This is a genomic window from Planomicrobium sp. CPCC 101079 (assembly GCF_007859275.1).
GTDB lineage: Bacteria > Bacillota > Bacilli > Bacillales_A > Planococcaceae > Planococcus.
In genome coordinates this window covers 327,298-345,109 of sequence record NZ_VOHC01000028.1, presented here as the reverse complement: position 1 = coordinate 345,109, position 17,812 = coordinate 327,298, and the positions used below count along the sequence as shown (strand labels likewise).

Below are 17,812 nucleotides of genomic sequence, written 5' to 3'. Positions count from 1 at the left end.
GGAGCGATTGTGATGGAATACACAAGCATTCCGGGCATAGGGAAAAAAGCATCACGGTTTGGCGTGGGCACCTGGCCGATCGGCGGCGCGATGTGGGGCGGCAACGATGATGAAGAAGCACTGCGCATGCTTCATGCGGCGATGGACCAAGGGATAACGGTAATTGATACGGCGATAGACTATGGCTATGGACATTCGGAAAGATTGATCGGCAAAGCGCTGAAAGAAAGCGGCAAGCGGGAGGATATCATTTTGTCCGCGAAATGCGGGTTGAGCTGGAAAGGCGAAGAAATTTACCGAGATGGTTCGAAAAAGAGGATCACTGCGGAAATAGAGGAGACGCTTAAAAATTTACAGACGGATTATGTCGACGTTTATTTTGTCCACTGGCCAGATCCAGCTGTATCAATGGAGGAAACGGCTGAAGCAATGAAGCTGCTTTATGATGAGGGGAAAATTGCGGCAATCGGCGTCAGCAACTTTACTATTGATGAAATGGAGGCGTTCCTGAAAGTGGCGCCGATCCATGCGATTCAGCCGCCCTATAACTTGTTTGAACGGGAAGCGGAAAAGGAGATTTTTCCGTATAGTAAAAAACATAATGCTACATTGTATTTATACAGCAGCCTATGCCGGGGCTTATTGTCAGGGAAAATGACTCGAAACCGTGAGTTCGGGGAAGGTGATATTCGAAAAGAAACTGATCCGAAATTCAAACAGCCACTTTTCGATCAATATTTGGCTGCGGCAGACAAATTGGCACAGTTTGCACAGCAAGCATATGGGCGCCCTTTGATTGATTTGGCGGTGCGTTATGTACTGGACCAATCAGAGACAGGAATTGCGCTCCGCGGTGCACGCCGGCCAGAACAACTGGAGCCGCTTAGCCGGATTGAAGGCTGGAAGCTGACGGATGGTGATAAAAAAGAAATTGACCGTATTCTTGCCGAATCGATTGGTGAACCAATACAACCGGATTTTATGGCGCCGCCGCTAAAAAAAGAAGTGCTAGAATCTTAGGTGAAAGAGGAGGGTTCCGATAAGGGCCGTCCTTTTTTCATATGGAATCCAAAAGGGATTAGCTGCTCGAAGCCCGAAAGTATAACAAGATACTTTAGAAGAAGGTGAATAGGATGAAAGCGCCCCAAGAGATTCTGACAGTATGGAGCAAGTTTGACGAATTTCCAATGGAAACTTTTGCGAAAGCTTGGTTTTATTCGAAGGCGGAAGGGAAAAGGCAGCGGACGGTTACGTTGATGAAAGCTCATCGCGAGCGCTACGGGATCAGCGGCAACTGTTTTGACTTAGCGATTTGGCTATTGGATGAGTTTACAAAGGCCGGCATCAAGGCTTATCCTGTCGGCAGCCATCTGAATACCGAAGATGCTCATGTCGGGCTAGTGGCCGAAGACGCTTCGGGCAATCGTTATTTATGCGATTTGGGTGATTTGTGGCTGCAGCCGATTTTAATCGACGGGGACAGCAAAGCATTCAAGAAAGAACGGCTAGCCGGCTTTTTCCCGGCGGCGGAAGTGCAAGTGCTGCCTAAAGAGAAGGAAGTGGAAATTATCTATCACCGGCCAAACGGCAAACAGTCGAGACAAAGCTATGAGACAGAACCGATTGCGCTAGATTTTTTTATGGAGGCGGCAGAGTTTTCGCAAAATCACGTATATCCCAAACCACTGTTTGAAAAGCGCATTCCGTATAAGGGTGAAATCGCCCATTGGGAATTTGATGATTGGGAAAGTGTATTGAGTACGAGCAATGGGCTGTTTCCTGAAGATTCGTTATCGACAATAGAGGAATGGGCGGAGCGCATCCATAAGTGGACCGGTGTAGATAAAGCATTTTTGATCGAAACTTTAAAAATATACGATGAGATACGTCTATCTCAAGAAAAGAGTGAAAAAGCATGACAACCAATCTGTACTTTGTGCGGCATGCTCATTCAATGTACACACCGGATGAGTTGGTGCGCCCGCTGTCGGAAAAAGGTGCGCACGATGCATATGCCGTTGCAGAATTATTGAAGAAGGAATCTATTGACCTCGTCATTTCAAGCCCCTACAAGCGGGCGATTCAGACGATCGAAAGGCTTGAGGGAGGTAATATCGAATTGATGGACGAGTTCCGGGAACGGATGCTGGCTGACGGGCCTGTTGCGGACTTTGCGCACGCTATTCAAAAGGTGTGGCATGATGAAGAATTTGCTTGGGAAGGCGGGGAGTCGAACGCGAGAGCAAGGGCGCGCGGCGTTAAGAAGACGTTGGAAATTTTGCGCACCCATGCAGGAAAAAACATAGTCATCGGAACGCACGGCAATATCATGGTATTGATCATGAATCATTTTGATTCTCAATACGATTTTCAGTTTTGGCAGAAGCTCACAATGCCAGATATTTATAAATTAGCTTTTGAAGGTACTGAGTTGATTGGCGTAAAACGCATAGGCAATTTCCAATAAAGGGAGTGGAGAGGCATTGATCAAAGCTGTATTATTTGACTTGGACGGAACCTTGCTTGACCGGGATGCTTCTCTTTTAGCTTTTATCGACAGGCAATATGATCGGCTAGAGGAATGGGTGGGCCATGTTCCAAAAGAGCGGTTTGTTTCCCGGTTCATTGAACTGGATAACCGCGGCTATGTCTGGAAAGATAAAGTGTACGAGCAGCTTATCGCGGAATATGAAATCCAAGGCATCAGCCAAGAGGCATTGCTGCAAGATTACATTACGGAGTTCAAGAACCACTGCATGCCGTTTCCAAGTTTGCTTGCCATGCTGAAAAGATTAAAAGAGCGGTCCATTCCTATGGCAATCATCTCAAATGGAAAAGGGCAGTTTCAGTTGGACAATATCAAGGCATTAAAGATTGAATCGTATTTTGATGCAATCCTGATTTCCGAGTGGGAGAATATGAAAAAGCCTGACGTTAGGTTGTTCCATCGCGCTTTGGATCGTCTTCAAGTCGCTCCTTCCGAAAGTGTTTTCATCGGCGACCATCCAGAAAATGATGTGGCAGCAGCCCGCAACACTGGAATGAAAGCCCTTTGGAAAAAAGACCCGCTATGGAGTGAACCGGATTCGGACGGAGTGATTGATGACTTGATGGAAGTTGTCGAATGGCTGGAAACGATACAAGGCTCTTCGTCTTTAAAAGTGTTGGACGAAAAAAGCTGTTAAGCAGGCTAGTTATTTTTCCCTACGAGCGTTGACAAACAAACATATTTATCCAATAATTACATATTAGCATGCCATGAGAATCGCAACCTTTGGCAAGCGTTTGAACGTGTTAAAGGAGATTGTTGATAAATGGATGATAAATTACTTTTTTTCTTTCTGGAAAACATGGCTCTCATTATTGCCTTGATGTATATGGCTTTGCGGTTCAAAGAATCGCTTTCACTTGAAAAGAAGCACCCTGCTTTATTGTTTGTCGGCTATGCGCTTTTTATAAACTTTTTAACGTTCTCCGTCATGTACCACCCTTTTTTGCATGAAGGGATGCGGATTGATTTACGGGAAGTCCCGCTGTTTCTCATATCCTATATAGGCGGATGGAAGGTCGGTATTCTCTCAAGCATCCTTCCGGCTGTTTACCGGATTTATTTGGGCGGACCGACGGTGTTCGAAGGTACCCTTCAATCGATTGTTCTTCCGGTTGTAATTGGCGCTTTGTTCCATGTTAAAAAAACAGCCAATACATCTCTCGTTCTTATCAATCTAAAGCGGATGATGACAGGTTTTGTTTTGTTTGAACTGATCAAAACCGTTGCTTTCTTGCTGAGCACACCAATTACGCCATTTATCGCTACTGTAATGTTCGTCTTTGCAACGATTGCTGCATTATCAATGGCCTTGATGCTGAATGAAGAAAATCGTAAGCTGTTGTTAAGAAAAGAGCTGGAATTTCTCTCGAACCAAGATCCAATGACCCATTTGCCGAATATCCGGTTTTTCAAGAACAGGGTACAAAAGCTTTTAATGAAGGATGAGCCGGTATCCATTGTGATGTTTGATGTGGATTATTTTAAAACATATAACGATACCCATGGCCATCAAAAAGGAGATGCGGTATTAAGAACATTGGGCCAGTTGTTGAAAGAAGCGGCTGGAAAAAATGATTTGATTGCCAGATATGGCGGCGAAGAATTTATCCTTTGTTATTCGGGAGCTTCAGACGCGGACAGAGTAAATGCAGCTGCTGAGCACTTCCGGAAAACGGTGCAGGATTACCGGTTCGAAGGCGAAGAACAGCAGCCGGAAGGGAATTTGACCATTTCACTTGGCGTCAGTTTCTCGGGAAGCGGTAAAACGCTGGAACAGATCATCGAAGAAGCAGATCAAGCGCTCTATCAATCTAAGAAAATGGGCAGAAACCGTGTAACGGTTTGGGCTGGCTGAAGATAAAGAAGTCACGGAAAACCGGCATAGGATTGCCGGTTTTTTGCTCGGAAGGAGACCAAAAATGGAAGCGGAAAAAATTGCAGTATGCGATGAAGAAGGCATTTTTCTGAAAGTGGCTTCGCGCCAGGAAGTCCATGGAAAAGGTTATTGGCATGAGACATTTCACTGCTGGTTTGTTGGCAGGAAACAGGGAAAAGACATTATCCACCTGCAATTGCGGAGCAAAGACAAGAAAGATTTTCCGGGTTTATTTGATATTACGGCGGCCGGACATATTCTAGCGGATGAAACGATGGAAGACGGCGTAAGGGAAGTTGAAGAAGAGCTTGGGATTGCCGTGTCTTTTGAAGAACTGATTCCACTGGGCGTCATTAAAGATCAAATCCATGAAAATGATTTCCTGGACAACGAACGGTGCCATGTTTTTTTATACAAAGCGGAAACTAACATTGCGGCAATGTATAAGCTGCAGAAAGAAGAAGTGGCCGGAATGATGTCAGCCGACTTCTCTTCTTTTTATGATATGTGCATGGGCACTTCTGCGGAGATGGAAGTGGAGGGAATTGAATGGCTTCCAGGCGGAGAAAAGGCTGCTATTCAAAAAAGCGTGTCTTTAAAAAATTTAGTTCCTCACGGAAAACACTATTTGCGTGATGTAGCATTAGCCATCAAATCAGAACTAGACGCTTTTAAATAAACGTCAGCAAGCTGGAGCCTGTGGCGCCTAACTATGTCCCGAAGAGCAAAACGCTTGGACCAGAGTTGATTGGCCCAAGCGTTTTTTTTGTTACTGAAAAAGTTGAGGAATCCCGTTCGACAATGTATAAATTCCCATCCAAGCCATGGCAATCACGATTATTACGCCGACAATGGTCATCCACAATGGGTGCTTATAGTCGCCGACAATTTTTGCTTTATGCGCGGCGACAAGCATAACCCCTAGGGCAATTGGCAAGATTAAGCCATTCAACGACCCAACGAGAACCAAAATCAGCACCGGCTGGCCGATAGTTGCAAAAACAATAGTCGAAATGATGATAAAGCTAATTGTCAGCAAACGGTGATATTTGTCCAGCGCAGGGCTGAATGTTCGGATAAATGACACCGATGTATAGGCTGCTCCGACAACTGACGTAACAGCTGCAGCCCACATGACGACACCAAATATTTTATACCCGATATTTCCGGCCGCCAGTTGGAAAACAGATGCTGGAGGGTTGCTCGGGTCGAGTGTTAGTCCCTGGGATACGACGCCAAGCACGGCGAGGAATAAAATAATGCGCATGAGGGAAGCGATCCCGATAGCATAAATGGAACTGCGCGTCACTTCCGGAAGCGCCGCTTTGCCTGTCAGTCCCGCATCAATCAATCGGTGTCCGCCGGCAAATGTGATATAGCCGCCCACCGTTCCGCCAACCAAAGTGACAATGGCAAAAATATCAATGGTATCCGGTACAAATGTTTTAGCAACGGCTTCCCCGACAGGAGGCTGCGAGACGATCATGACATAAACGGTCAAGCCGATCATGACAAAACCAAGGATTTGAGCAAAGCGGTCCATTGCCTTCCCGGCTTCTTTGACAGTGAAAATGCCGATGGCCAGGACTCCGCTCAAAAGAGCACCAGTCCTGGGAGATATGCCGAAAAGAACGTTTGTGCCAAGGCCAGCGCCCCCGATGTTTCCGATATTGAAAGCAAGGCCGCCCATGACAACCAGTAAAGCCAAAAAATAGCCAAGCCCGGGCAGGACGTCATTGGCAATATCCTGTGCCCGCTTTCCCGATACAGCAATGATGCGCCAAATATTTGTCTGTGCACCGATATCGATTAGGATAGAAATCAAAATAACAAAACCAAATGAGGCAAGAAGCGATTCGGTAAAGACGGTTGTCTGAGTCAGGAAGCCCGGTCCGATAGCTGAAGTCGCCATCAGAAAAGCAGCACCAAGCAAAATGCTGCGATTTGTGTTTTTCATGCCAGTCACTCCTTTCGTATAGTGATTATATAAATTCCTGTACTTTCATCACTTGAATGCCTGTTTCCCGAAGCGTTTGGGAAATCTGAACAGCAAAATCAAGCGCCATCGCGCCGTCGCCGTGTATGCAGATCGTATCGGCTTGGATATCGACATCTTGATGTTCAACCGTTTGAACTTTGTTTTCTTTTATCATCCGCACCACTTGATTGATAGCTGTTTGCGGATCGGTGATCAAAGCGTTTGGTTGGGTCCGCGGCGTCAAGGTTGCATCAGGCTGATAGGTCCGGTCAGAAAACACTTCGTTTGCGGTGTGCAGTCCGATTTTTTGTCCTGCTCTAATAATTTCGCTGCCCGACAAACCAAATAGCACCAGCTCAGGATCGATTTTATAAACCGCTTCCGCAATTGCTTCTGACAGGGCTGCGTTTTTAGCTGCCATGTTGTAAAGTGCGCCGTGCGCCTTTACATGCTGTAAACGGCCGCCTTCCGCTTGAACAAAGCCCGACAAAGCACCAATTTGGTAAACCGTGAGGTCATAAGCTTCCTGAGGTGAAATCGCTATGTTGCGCCGGCCGAAACCGACCAGGTCCTGAAGGCCTGGATGGGCTCCGATGCCGACATTTTTCTCGAGCGCCAGCTGCACGGTTTTTCGCATCGTCGCCGGGTCGCCGGCGTGGAAGCCGCAAGCGATATTCGCCGATGTCACATAGTCGAGTATCTCGGCATCATGGCCCATTGTGTAGGTGCCGAAACTTTCACCCATGTCACAGTTCAAATCCACTTTGTAACTCATTTCCATTCCTCCCATTTCAGCTGGATGCTGATCTTTAATTGCCGGATTCTCTGTTCCTGCTCGGTCCAAAGCCGCTGGGCTTCTTTTAAGCTGATTTCCTGGAAGCGAAGGCGATCTCCCGGCTTGAGCTGCGAGATGAGCGGCAAGTCGATCGATGCGACCTGGCCGATTTTCGGATAGCCGCCGGTTGTCTGGCGGTCCGCAAGCAAGACAATCGGATTGCCATCGGCTGGCACTTGAATCGAGCCGAAGGCCACTGCTTCAGAAATCAATTCACCTGGCTCTTTAAGAGACAATGTTGCCCCTTCTAGGCGGTAGCCCATACGGTCAGAATTTGAAGATACCGAAAAGAAATCGGTAAATATAGTGCTTTGGCTTTCTTCATTGAACAACTCGTATTGGCGCCCTCTCATTATCCGGACAACAGGTTCCATCGAGTAATGGGGGGCAGGTACTTGCCAGTCCGATTCCTTAGACAAGGCTTTGTCAAATGCGGCAAGTTGCCAAGCCGGTGTAGGATTTATTTCTACTAAATCATTCGCTTTTAACGCTCGCCCCTGATAGCCGCCGATTTCCGCCCTTAAGTAAGTAGAACGGCTATTCATCACTTCCGGAACGGAAATGCCGCCGGAGACCGCCAAATAACAGCGGCAGCCTGTCTTTGGTGCACCAAATGTCAATTGGCTGCCTTTTCTCACAGCAAGCGGCCGCCACGCATCTACTTTTTGGCCATCGATTTTAGGAGATAACTCTCCGCCGCACAATGCAATGAACAGATCTCTTTCAAATTGGATAACAGGGCCGACAAGCGTAATTTCAAGCGTTGGAGCATTTTCTTCATTGCCAACCAGCAAGTTGGCTAAGCGGTGGGCATATGGGTCCATGGCGCCGCTTGCGATAACACCGTATTTTTGGAAGCCGTAGCGCCCCAAATCCTGCACAGTTGTTTGAAGGCCGCTTTTAATAATTTTCAGCATCGTCCTCCTCCTTCCATGCGTGATACTCGCTTTCTGTGATTTTTTTAAAAACAATCTTATCGCCCGCGCGCAGCAAGCTTGGCACAGGATTTTCAGGACGGAACAACCGGACGGGGGTCCTGCCGATCAACTGCCAGCCGCCCGGAGTTTCAATAGGGTAGACGCCGGTTTGTTTGCCGGCAATCCCCACAGTCCGTTCCGGTATGCGAAGGCGCGGGGAATCGCGGCGGGGAGCTGCAATTTTCTCGGACATTCCGCCGATGAACGGAAATCCTGGAGCAAAACCGATCATGTGGACAGAATAAGTGCCGCTTGTGTGGATGGCGATAACTTCTTCCGGTGTTAATCCGTTGTGTTCAGCGACAAATTCCAAATCGGGACCGAAATCTCCGCCATAACAGACAGGAATTTCGACAGTCCGTACTTCTGAAGCTATAACTTCTTTTGTTTGTTGCAGCAGTTCTTTCAGTTCGGCTTCGACTGTTTCAAAATCTGCGGACATCGGATTATAAAACACTGCTACGGTTGTAAAAGCCGGAATGGTTTCTATCAGCCAATGGGGCGGCTTGCTTTCGAGAAGCTGAGAAACTGTCCGAACACGATTTTGCCCTTCGTCACTTATTTCCTGGCCGATTTCGATCATGATGGCTTGGTCACCGAGTGGGGAAAAAGAGTAGTCCAATCGCTCACCTCATTCATTAAGTATTCTGATTATAAATTCAGTATAAGGCTTCGCTTCAAGCAACGAAAGCAACAAGGTGGCTAATTTACAAGAAAGGAAAAAGAAGGAGAATAAAAAAGAAGCGGCTGAGAAAGTCTCGGCCGCTTCTTTTCATGCTTCTTATTCTTCAATATCCACTTTTTTTGTCACATCTGCACCGTTGAAGAATTCGCCTGAAATTTCGGTGACGGTGCCGTCTTCAATCATTTCCTCGATTACGCGGTTAACGTTTTCCGCCAGTTCCGCGTTGTCTTTGTTCATGACGACGCCTACTTCTGACGGGCTGTATTTAATGTCCGGATGAATGGTAATGTTCAATTCCGGGAACGCGGCGAGTGCCAGTGTCTGCAAGTAGTAGTCGTTTAAGATGACATCAGTCCGGCCGATAGCTACATCGCGCAGATATGTTTCATTTGTTGCATTGTCGTAGACGACTTCTTCGGCGCCGTAAGAGCGTGCAGTTTCCATGTACACCGAAGTGGAAGCACCGGCCGCTTTTTTGCCTTCTAAATCTTCCAGCGTTTCAATGCCGGACAGATCATCTTTGCGGACAATTGCTGTTCCATAAGAATACTTGAAAGGTGTTGAAAACAAGAAATTCTCTTTTCGGTCTTCAGTCACTTCGATGTCATTTGCAGCCATGTCCACTTGGCCTGTTTGGACAGATGTCAACATTTCATCAAAACCAAGTTCCGTAAATTCAATTTCGAGGTCTAAGCGCTTCCCAATTTCCTTTACCACTTCCACTTCAAAACCTGTCAATTCGTCCGTGCCTTCAGCGCGGTAAGAAGTCGGGAAAAGGGTGCCGGAAGTTGCAACAGTCAATTTGCCTTCTTCCTGAATCCGGTCCCATTCGGTTGTTGTTTCTTCAGCTGTGTTATCGCTTCCGTTTCCGCAAGCCGTTAAAAGAGCAAGTGACGCAATCCCAACAAGTAACGCGCGGCTCTGTTTTTTCAATAAATTCTTCAAAACGTTCGTACCTCCTATTTTTGTTCTCTTCAAAACATAGCACTTAGGAGGAAATAGGGCAAAGCTTTATTGCTGCGAAAAAGATATTTAACTATTCGTTCAACTTCGAGTTGACCAGGGTGGTCGAGAAGTATATACTGAGGTCGACCGAAGTGGTCTAAAGAGAAGGAGAGGTTTGCGCAATGGATAAATTTATCGCTTTGGATGAAACCAAGCAACAAAAAATCCTCAATGCCGCGTTGAAGGAATTTGCGGAAAATGGCTATGAACAAGCTTCGACTAATCGGATTGTAAAAGAAGCGGGCATTGGAAAAGGGATGCTGTTCTACTACTTTAAAAGCAAAAAGGAATTATACGATTATTTAGCGGAGTATAGCCTGGACTTTATGGTAAAGCGTTATTTCAACTTAATAGATGCGAGTGAACCGGACTTTATTGAAAGGCTCAAGCAAATAGCAGAAGTGAAAATCAAGGCCCAATCGGAAAACAGGAGTGTTTTCGATTTTATTGGGACTTTATTATTGGCAAAAGAAAGCGACCTGCCTGTATCCATACAAAAAAAGTACGAAAATATGCAGAAAGCTGGAAACGCGATGCTTTACGAAGGCATTGATCTGACATTGTTCCGGGATGATGTGGATGTAGAAAAAGCTTTTAAGTTAATCCGTTGGTCAATGGATGGCTATCAAAATGAGTTATTGCATAGGTTAGAAGGGCAGAAGTTGGCTGCTATCGACTTTGAACCATACTGGAAGGAATTTTACGGCTACCTGGATATTTTAAAGAAAAGTTTCTATAAAGAAGGGAAGCGGGAAAGATGACCATTTTGCAGACAAAAGGGCTAACGAAAAAATTCGGGGATTTTGCGGCGCTCGATGGCGTGGATATTGAAGTCGGGAAAGGAGAAATTTATGGCTTCATTGGCCCGAACGGCGCCGGAAAGTCGACAACCATCCGTGTGCTTCTTGGCATATTACGGGCGACTGAGGGGCAGGCAACTATATTTGGCAAGGATGTTTGGAAAGACGCCGTAGATATTCACAAGCGCGTTGCTTATGTGCCAGGAGATGTCAACCTATGGCCAAATCTGACTGGTGGTGAGGTGATCGACTTGTTCATCAAATTGCGGGGGAGAACCGACAAAAATCGGCGTGAGGAATTGATTCGCAGATTTGATTTGGATCCAAGCAAAAAATGCCGCACGTATTCGAAGGGAAACCGGCAAAAAGTGGCCTTGGTTGCGGCATTTTCTTCAGATGCCGACCTTTATATATTGGATGAACCAACGTCGGGATTAGATCCATTGATGGAACGTGTTTTCCAGGAATGTGTCATGGAAGCGAAAGCACAAGGGAAAAGCATCTTGTTGTCGAGCCATATCTTGTCTGAAGTTGAAAAACTATGCGACAAAGTCGCCATCATCCGCCAAGGGAAAATTATTGAAAAAGGGACGCTGCATGAGCTGCGGCATTTAACCGGGACGATTTTGCTGGTTGAGACCAGACAGCCGATGCCTGCGTTAAGTGAGATGAAAGGTGTGAGGGGCATTGAAGAAAAAGGCGGCGCTCTTTCTTTTCAAGTGGATACCGAAGAACTGGATAATGTAATCCGCTATATCAGCGGTTTTGGGGTTGTACGGATGGAAAGCTCACCCCCAACTTTAGAAGAATTGTTCATGCGCCATTATGAAGGAGCAGGTGTAGGAGGCGTGTCTTAATGGAAAAGCAGTTTTTTGCCGAAACAGCAAGTCTCTCACGTTTTGTTCTGCGGCGGGACAGGTTACGGATCCCAATCTGGATTTTTGCCTTTGTCGCTGCTACTTTGCTGATTGCTGTTGCGTTTACCGATCTCTACCAGAATGCCCAAGAGCGGCAAGCGATAGCGGAAACGATGAAAAACCCTGCAATGACAGCAATGGTTGGACCGGGATATGGCTTGGCAAATTACACGGCCGGTGCGATGATGGCGCATCAAATGCTGTTAATGACTGCGGTCGTCGTTGGCTTGATGAATATCTTGCTGTTGACCCGCCATACCCGGACAGACGAGGAAGACGGGCGCATTGAACTGGTCCGTTCACTGCCTGTCGGCCGCTTATCAAATTTGGTATCGGCATTATTGGTAATGGTTCTTGTCAATGTTCTCTTGGCACTCATTACAGGGACCGGATTATACGCGCTCGGCATAGAAACCATGAATTTAGAAGGATCTTTGCTCTACGGTGCCGCATTGGGCGCAACCGGCTTGATATTTGCGGCCATCACCGCTGTCTTTGTTCAACTTTCCCAAAATGCCAGAAGCGCTATCGGCCTGTCAATCGGCTTTTTATTGCTGGCGTATATGGTGCGTGCAATCGGCGATGTCGGGGACGAAGCAATCTCCTGGCTATCGCCGTTGGGCTGGATTTTAAAGGCTGAAGTTTACGTTAATAATTACTGGTGGCCGGTTTTATTGACAGTTGGCGTTGCGGCGCTATTGGCAGCCCTTGCCTTGTATTTGAATTCAATTCGGGACTTGGGAGCTGGCTTCTTGCCTTCACGCCCGGGAAAAATGCATGCTTCTGGTTTTTTAGCAAGTCCAATCGGCCTTGCTATTCGGCTGCAGCGCACAGGAATGCTAGCTTGGGCAGCCGGCCTGCTGTTAATCGGCGCGTCTTACGGCTCGGTGCTTGGCGATTTGGAATCGTTTTTCGCAGATGTAGATATAATGCAGGAAATGCTCGTGCAGACGGAAGGTTTTTCGCTGACAGAGCAATTTATCCCAATGTTGATGTCAGTCATGGCCATTATAGCGGCTATCCCAGCCATCATGGCGGTCTTAAAGCTGAAAGGGGAAGAGAAGAACGAACGCGTGGAACATGTGCTTGGCCGGGCGGTTTCGCGTAACCGTTTGCTGGGCAGTTACGTCCTATTGGCTTTTATCGTCGGGTTTGTCATGTTGTCGCTTGCGGGCCTTGGCCTTGGGTTAGTGGGCCTTTCCGTCATGGAAGAAGAGCTGGCACTGGGCATGTTTTACCGTGCAGCCCTTGCTTACTTGCCTGCTATTTTGGCGATGATCAGCATTGCGGTCTTATTGATTGGTTGGGCACCGAAACTTACAGGGCTTATCTGGTTGTACCTGATATTCTCTTTCGTTGTCGTTTATCTTGGAGGGTTATTCCAATTCCCAGAATGGGTGGTCCAATTATCGCCATTCGGCCATGTTCCGAGGATACCAATTGAAGACATGAACTATTTGAAGCTTCTTCTATTAACAGGGGGAGCTGCCATTTTGGCGGCCCTAGGATTTGCCGGATACAATAAAAGAGATATTGGAAGATAAAAAATGCCCGCATCCCTAATCAGAGGGATGCGGGCATTTGGATAATTAGAAAAACAGCCAGACAAGAGCAGGGCCGAGAAATGAGCCGACAACGGCGCAGAGGGTCATGGCGACTGAACTCATCGAACCGTCTTCAGGACCGTATTCGAATGCCATAGCTGTGCCAAGACCGTGGGCCGAAGATCCGAGCCCAATTCCGCGTCCAATCGGGGAATCGATGCCGAGCAATTTCATCAGCCAAGAGCCGAAAATGACGCCGCTAAATCCGGCGACCATAACAAATACGGCAGCTAGTGAAGGAATACCGCCAAAGCCATCCGCAAGCTGCATCGCTACAGGGGAAGTGAGTGATTTTGGCAGGACCGTTAAGATGAGTTCCTCTGAAAACCGGAACGTTTTTGCTAACAATAAGCCGCTGGCCATTCCGACAAAAGCGCCTGAAATGACGCCCAGCGCCACAGGCCATAAGTTTTGTATCAGCAGATCCCGTTGCTTGTAAAGCGGCACAGCTAAGGCGACAACAGCCGGCCCGAGAAAAGAGCCGATCCACTGGCCGCCGAGCATGTATTGTTCGTATGACACATCAAACAGCAGCAAGAGAATGATGATTATGGTGGTAGTCGTTAAAACAGGGGTCAAAAGTGTCCAGCGATATTTAAAATATAAGCTGTTTAGCAACAAGTAAGCGGTGATGGTCATTCCTGCAAATAATAAAGACAATAGGACAACGTCCATATCAACTGCCCCTCCTTTGATCCGCCGAACGGCTTGCCCATTGGCTAAGGAGTCCTGAAACCGCCATCGTGATTAACGTGCTGACTAATACGATGGCGATCAACCAAACTCCTTTGCCGGTAAAAACCTCTCCATATTCCATTGCTCCCACTGTTGCCGGTATGAAATACAACGATAAAAATGCCAACAAAAAATGAGCTCCGGATTCAATCCAGCGAAGCGGATAGATTTTTAGCATTAAAGCGGTGAACAAAAGAAGAAAACCGATAATGCTCCCAGGGAGCGGCAAGCGAAACAACGTCCGTATTTCTTCTCCTATCAAATAGATGCCGTATAATACAATAATTTGAATAAAAATGATGGCAAATTTCATCATCAATCGCAGCCTTCCGTTAATTTGCATTAAACTATAAAAAGGAATAGCCGCCTCCCCATAAGGAGGGACGGCTATTCCCATCATTTGAAACAGTCGTTCTTTCACTTTCTATTTTACAGCAAATGGGGCAAGAAGCGTTAATAGTAAGTTTTATCCAAAAAACTAGAATTGTTTCTTAAATAAAGATTAAAGGTATATTATTAATATCAAAAAAATACCAAAATGGGTATTAACATGATAAGCGAACTGTTCAGCTTTATTGTGTTAGGATTTTCTTTAGCAATTCCAGTCGGTGCCCTTACGATTGAAATGATCAAAAGAGGGATGCGAAGTGGGTTTTTACGAAGCTGGCTTGTCGGTCTGGGGGGAATGTCAGCTGATGTTGTTATGATGCTGCTAATCTATTTTGGCATCACGAATTTCCTAACAGGACAGTTTGCTCAATTGGCCATCTGGATACTCGGTTTCATTGTATTGATTTATTTAGGCATTAGCAGCATTCTTGATGCTTTTCAAACACTTGAAATCAAATTGGGAACCCTGAAGAAAGTAGATTCTTTATTGGGATCGTACCTTGCCGGATTTGCGATTGCAATATCTAATCCAATGAGTATTGTTTTTTGGATAGGTATTTATGGAGCTGTCTTAGCAAAGAGTTTACAAACTCTAAGCGGAGAAAAGGTTTTATTGTACAGCGGGAGCATTTTCATAGGCATTGCAATCTGGGACATTTTCGTGGCAAGTTCTGTCCATTTTAGCAAAGGGTTTGTAGGAGACCAATTCATGAAATGGTTCTCGGTCGCTGCCGGTTTGGCTTTGATTCTTTTCGGTCTGTCATTTGGTTGGCGGGCGACAATGGTTTTATACAAAATGGTAGTTGAAACTTTCTGAATTTCCAACCGTATGATAGAAAACGCGAATGGAGGAAGAGGGAATGGGCGAATACACACTCAACGAATTTATCCAGAAGACAAAACAAGATGAGCAGGAAAACGACTATTTTGAACTGGAGACCCCGAGAATTCTGGAAGTCAACTTAACTGATCTTGTATGGGCGAAGGCTGGCTCGATGATTTCTTATACAGGCCAGATCAAATTTGAACGGGAGCGGATGTTTGAACATGGCGTTGGCCAGATGTTCAAAAAAGCGTTAACTGGAGAAGGCGTTCCATTAATGAAAGCGACAGGCCGTGGCCGGTTGTATTTGGCGGATCAGGGAAAGAAAATTACGATCTTCCACCTGAATAACGAAACACTTACGGTGAATGGCAATGATTTGCTGGCTTTTGAACCGAGTGTTGAATGGGATATCAAATTGATGAGAAAAGTAGCGGGCATGATGGCAGGCGGCTTGTTCAATATAGCTTTGTCGGGAAAGGGAAGAGTTGCCATCACCTCTCATTACGAACCGTTGACATTACTTGTGCGCCCTGGTGAACCGGTCATAACCGACCCCAATGCTACCGTTGCTTGGTCTGGCAACTTGACGCCGGAATTTCGCACAGATGTGAGTTTCAGGACATTAGTCGGGCGCGGCAGCGGAGAATCGATTCAAATGGAATTCAAAGGAGAAGGGTTTGTTATCGTCCAACCGATGGAAGAAAGGCAACCGACTAATCTACAATGATTTTCCCCTTGCAGTTTGAATAGGCGGCAAGCGGGAATAAAAAGGAAAAACCGGTTTCTTATCTTTTATGGAGAGGGGCTGCGGCATGGCGGAGAGTATAGCATTGGCAGAAGTGCTTGAACAACAGTTCCGGGACAATGTCGAGAAGCAGATCAGGAAAGTGCATGAAACTGAGCAGACCCTTTATCATTATACGGGCCTTCCAAGTTTGATGGGAATGATGGAAACCAATCAGTTGTGGATGAGCAAAGGGACCTTTTTGAATGACTCGAGTGAACTAGTTTATTTTTCTAAAGTTCTAGAATTTGTTGTAAAAAAGTTGGAAAACCAAAAACATACTCCATTATGGCGGCTGTATATCCGTGAAGTCGTACGGATTATGGGCCAGTTCATCGAAGAAGTAAAAGAAAATGGATTTGAAGTTTATATTTTTTCATTATCGCACTCGCAAGATTCACTCGCGCTTTGGTATAACTACGCTAAAGGGGAAGGTTATAATATCGGGTTTTCTGCTGAACAGCTTTTTCAACGAGTGAGTGGATTTTCCATTGGTCCGATGCTCCATGGCTACGTTATGTATGGCAGGCAGGAACAGGAAGAGGTTTTGGTCGAGTTGCTGCTGAAAACGTTTGAATTAGTGGAGCCTTATGAAATAGATGAAATAAAAAAAGCGTTGCCTGAGCATTTCTTTTCCTTGATTGCTTCGTGTGCAGTATTTTTTAAAGATCCGGCATTTAAAAGTGAGGAAGAATACCGGATTGCTTTGATGAGCAGAAAAAGCGACAAGCAGCCGGATGTCCAATTCCGTGCGCAAAATGGCGTCATCATCCCTTATATTACAGTTGATTTTCAATCGAGGCTGCCGATCAGCCATATTACGATCGGCCCCAAGAACAATGTGGACATCGCCAAAAGCGGAATGGAGCATTATTTGAAATGGAAAGGTTATGATTTGGAGCATGTCAGCATCAGTAAATCTGTGGCAGCGCTCCGTTACTAAATCCAACTATCTGAAGGAGTGGTTGAATGTATCCAGATTTGGCAGGGAAAACAGCGATTGTAACAGGTGCTTCTAAAGGAATCGGCAAAGGCATTGCCGAACGGTTTGGCCAGGAAAAGATGAACGTAGTAGTTGATTATCATACGGATGCAGAAGGCGCCAATGATACCGTGGAGAAAATCCAGGCAAATGGCGGGCAAGCCATAACGGTAGAAGCGGATGTATCAACTGAGAGCGGTATCCGGAAGCTTGTGGAGGCAGCGCACGAAAAATTTGGTTCAATCGATGTGCTGGTGAATAATACCGGTTTTGGCGAAAACTCGCCTTCAGAAGAATTGACCCTGGAACTATGGCAGCGTATTCTTGATGTCAATTTAACGGGCGCATTTATTGCCAGCCGCGAAGTGCTTCAATATATGTTGGGCAAAGAAATCAAAGGAAGCATCATTAACATCACAAGTGTCCACCAGACCATTCCGCAAATAGAAGGGGTGCCTTATAGCGTATCAAAAGCCGGGCTGAAAATGATGACAGAAGCATTGGCTTTGGAATATGCGGAACGGGGTATCCGCATTAATGCAGTAGGTCCCGGAACGATTCAAACCCCTGCCAATCGGACAGACAAAGAAACGCCCGAGGAGAAGGAAAAAACCTTGGGGAAAATTCCGATGAAGCAAATTGGGCATCCCGATCAAATCGCATCAGCGGTCGCTTGGCTTGCATCTTCTGAAGCCGATTATGTAACCGGCGCAAGCTTGTTTGTAGATGCCGGGATGACGCTTTACCCGTCTCAACTAAAATAACCTGCAGGTTTGCCTTTTTGGCAGACCTGTTTTTTTGTTGCTATTTTAGTTCATAGCACGTTCACTTAATCATAAATTATATCGAAAAAGCATCAAAAGTATT

General features: G+C 46.1%; 20 protein-coding genes. 13 read left to right on the top strand and 7 right to left on the bottom strand.

Translation table 11 applies throughout. The features are described from left to right. The first annotated feature begins 12 nt into the window (after window positions 1-12). The 6 genes from FQV28_RS13870 (at window position 13) to FQV28_RS13845 (ending at window position 5,106) form a co-directional block, all read left to right on the top strand. On the top strand, window positions 13-1,020 hold the full coding sequence (locus FQV28_RS13870) for an aldo/keto reductase (protein ID WP_146497090.1): 1,008 nt from the start codon (window positions 13-15) through the stop codon (window positions 1,018-1,020). Window positions 1,021-1,133: 113 nt separating this feature from the next. Then, window positions 1,134-1,919, top strand: a complete 786-nt coding sequence (locus tag FQV28_RS13865; protein ID WP_146497089.1) for a hypothetical protein — start codon at window positions 1,134-1,136, stop codon at window positions 1,917-1,919. After that, the gene (locus tag FQV28_RS13860; RefSeq protein WP_146497088.1) at window positions 1,916-2,467 is read left to right on the top strand and encodes a histidine phosphatase family protein; all 552 of its coding nucleotides are present in this window, start codon (window positions 1,916-1,918) and stop codon (window positions 2,465-2,467) included. Before FQV28_RS13865 ends, FQV28_RS13860 begins: the two co-directional genes overlap by 4 nt. Before the next feature lie 16 nt (window positions 2,468-2,483). Next, window positions 2,484-3,185, top strand: a complete 702-nt coding sequence (locus FQV28_RS13855) for an HAD family hydrolase (protein ID WP_146497087.1) — start codon at window positions 2,484-2,486, stop codon at window positions 3,183-3,185. A 129-nt stretch (window positions 3,186-3,314) separates the two neighbouring features. Continuing rightward, complete coding sequence (locus FQV28_RS13850) at window positions 3,315-4,406, top strand: GGDEF domain-containing protein (protein WP_146497086.1); 1,092 nt, start codon at window positions 3,315-3,317, stop codon at window positions 4,404-4,406. 64 nt (window positions 4,407-4,470) lie between these two features. Then, window positions 4,471-5,106, top strand: coding sequence for an NUDIX hydrolase (locus FQV28_RS13845; protein ID WP_146497085.1), 636 nt, complete (start codon window positions 4,471-4,473; stop codon window positions 5,104-5,106). Window positions 5,107-5,196: 90 nt separating this feature from the next. Here FQV28_RS13845 and FQV28_RS13840 read toward each other — a convergent pair whose 3' ends face one another. The 5 genes from FQV28_RS13840 to FQV28_RS13820 form a co-directional block, all read right to left on the bottom strand. Next, window positions 5,197-6,384, bottom strand: a complete 1,188-nt coding sequence (locus FQV28_RS13840; protein ID WP_146497084.1) for an NRAMP family divalent metal transporter — start codon at window positions 6,382-6,384, stop codon at window positions 5,197-5,199. A 25-nt stretch (window positions 6,385-6,409) separates the two neighbouring features. Beyond that, window positions 6,410-7,180: a LamB/YcsF family protein gene (locus FQV28_RS13835; RefSeq protein WP_146497083.1), complete on the bottom strand. Its 771-nt coding sequence runs from the start codon at window positions 7,178-7,180 to the stop codon at window positions 6,410-6,412. Continuing rightward, the gene (locus FQV28_RS13830) at window positions 7,177-8,157 is read right to left on the bottom strand and encodes a 5-oxoprolinase subunit C family protein (RefSeq protein WP_146497082.1); all 981 of its coding nucleotides are present in this window, start codon (window positions 8,155-8,157) and stop codon (window positions 7,177-7,179) included. The genes FQV28_RS13835 and FQV28_RS13830 overlap by 4 nt, the downstream gene beginning before the upstream one ends. Further along, complete coding sequence (pxpB, locus tag FQV28_RS13825) at window positions 8,141-8,839, bottom strand: 5-oxoprolinase subunit PxpB (RefSeq protein WP_146497081.1); 699 nt, start codon at window positions 8,837-8,839, stop codon at window positions 8,141-8,143. Before pxpB ends, FQV28_RS13830 begins: the two co-directional genes overlap by 17 nt. Before the next feature lie 159 nt (window positions 8,840-8,998). Next, complete coding sequence (locus FQV28_RS13820; protein ID WP_146497080.1) at window positions 8,999-9,847, bottom strand: transporter substrate-binding domain-containing protein; 849 nt, start codon at window positions 9,845-9,847, stop codon at window positions 8,999-9,001. A 182-nt stretch (window positions 9,848-10,029) separates the two neighbouring features. On the opposite strand from FQV28_RS13820, the gene FQV28_RS13815 reads away from it, so the two are divergent. Genes FQV28_RS13815 through FQV28_RS13805 form a run of 3 tightly spaced genes read left to right on the top strand, consistent with a single transcriptional unit; the run spans window position 10,030 to window position 13,168 of the window. Beyond that, window positions 10,030-10,668: a TetR/AcrR family transcriptional regulator gene (locus tag FQV28_RS13815; protein ID WP_146497079.1), complete on the top strand. Its 639-nt coding sequence runs from the start codon at window positions 10,030-10,032 to the stop codon at window positions 10,666-10,668. After that, window positions 10,665-11,564 carry an ABC transporter ATP-binding protein gene (locus FQV28_RS13810; protein ID WP_146497078.1) on the top strand — a complete coding sequence of 300 codons (900 nt, stop codon included), beginning with the start codon at window positions 10,665-10,667 and terminating at the stop codon, window positions 11,562-11,564. Before FQV28_RS13815 ends, FQV28_RS13810 begins: the two co-directional genes overlap by 4 nt. Beyond that, window positions 11,564-13,168, top strand: coding sequence for an ABC transporter permease (locus FQV28_RS13805; protein ID WP_146497077.1), 1,605 nt, complete (start codon window positions 11,564-11,566; stop codon window positions 13,166-13,168). The genes FQV28_RS13810 and FQV28_RS13805 overlap by 1 nt, the downstream gene beginning before the upstream one ends. A gap of 45 nt (window positions 13,169-13,213) precedes the next feature. On the opposite strand, the gene FQV28_RS13800 is transcribed toward FQV28_RS13805, so the two are convergent. Together FQV28_RS13800 and FQV28_RS13795 are read right to left on the bottom strand one after the other, a co-directional pair. Beyond that, window positions 13,214-13,903: an LrgB family protein gene (locus FQV28_RS13800; protein ID WP_146497076.1), complete on the bottom strand. Its 690-nt coding sequence runs from the start codon at window positions 13,901-13,903 to the stop codon at window positions 13,214-13,216. A gap of 1 nt (window position 13,904) precedes the next feature. Further along, window positions 13,905-14,279 (bottom strand): CidA/LrgA family protein, encoded by a 375-nt coding sequence (locus tag FQV28_RS13795; protein WP_370455135.1) that lies wholly within the window; start codon window positions 14,277-14,279, stop codon window positions 13,905-13,907. Window positions 14,280-14,513: 234 nt separating this feature from the next. Here FQV28_RS13795 and FQV28_RS13790 point away from each other — a divergent pair, with 234 nt between their 5' ends. The 4 genes from FQV28_RS13790 (at window position 14,514) to FQV28_RS13775 (ending at window position 17,709) form a co-directional block, all read left to right on the top strand. Then, on the top strand, window positions 14,514-15,170 hold the full coding sequence (locus FQV28_RS13790; protein ID WP_146497075.1) for a LysE family translocator: 657 nt from the start codon (window positions 14,514-14,516) through the stop codon (window positions 15,168-15,170). A gap of 43 nt (window positions 15,171-15,213) precedes the next feature. Further along, on the top strand, window positions 15,214-15,906 hold the full coding sequence (locus FQV28_RS13785) for an AIM24 family protein (RefSeq protein WP_146497074.1): 693 nt from the start codon (window positions 15,214-15,216) through the stop codon (window positions 15,904-15,906). An 85-nt stretch (window positions 15,907-15,991) separates the two neighbouring features. Then, complete coding sequence (locus FQV28_RS13780; protein ID WP_186763880.1) at window positions 15,992-16,906, top strand: DUF2971 domain-containing protein; 915 nt, start codon at window positions 15,992-15,994, stop codon at window positions 16,904-16,906. Between the two features lie 26 nt (window positions 16,907-16,932). Further along, the gene (locus tag FQV28_RS13775) at window positions 16,933-17,709 is read left to right on the top strand and encodes a glucose 1-dehydrogenase (protein ID WP_146497072.1); all 777 of its coding nucleotides are present in this window, start codon (window positions 16,933-16,935) and stop codon (window positions 17,707-17,709) included. Window positions 17,710-17,812: the final 103 nt, after the last annotated feature.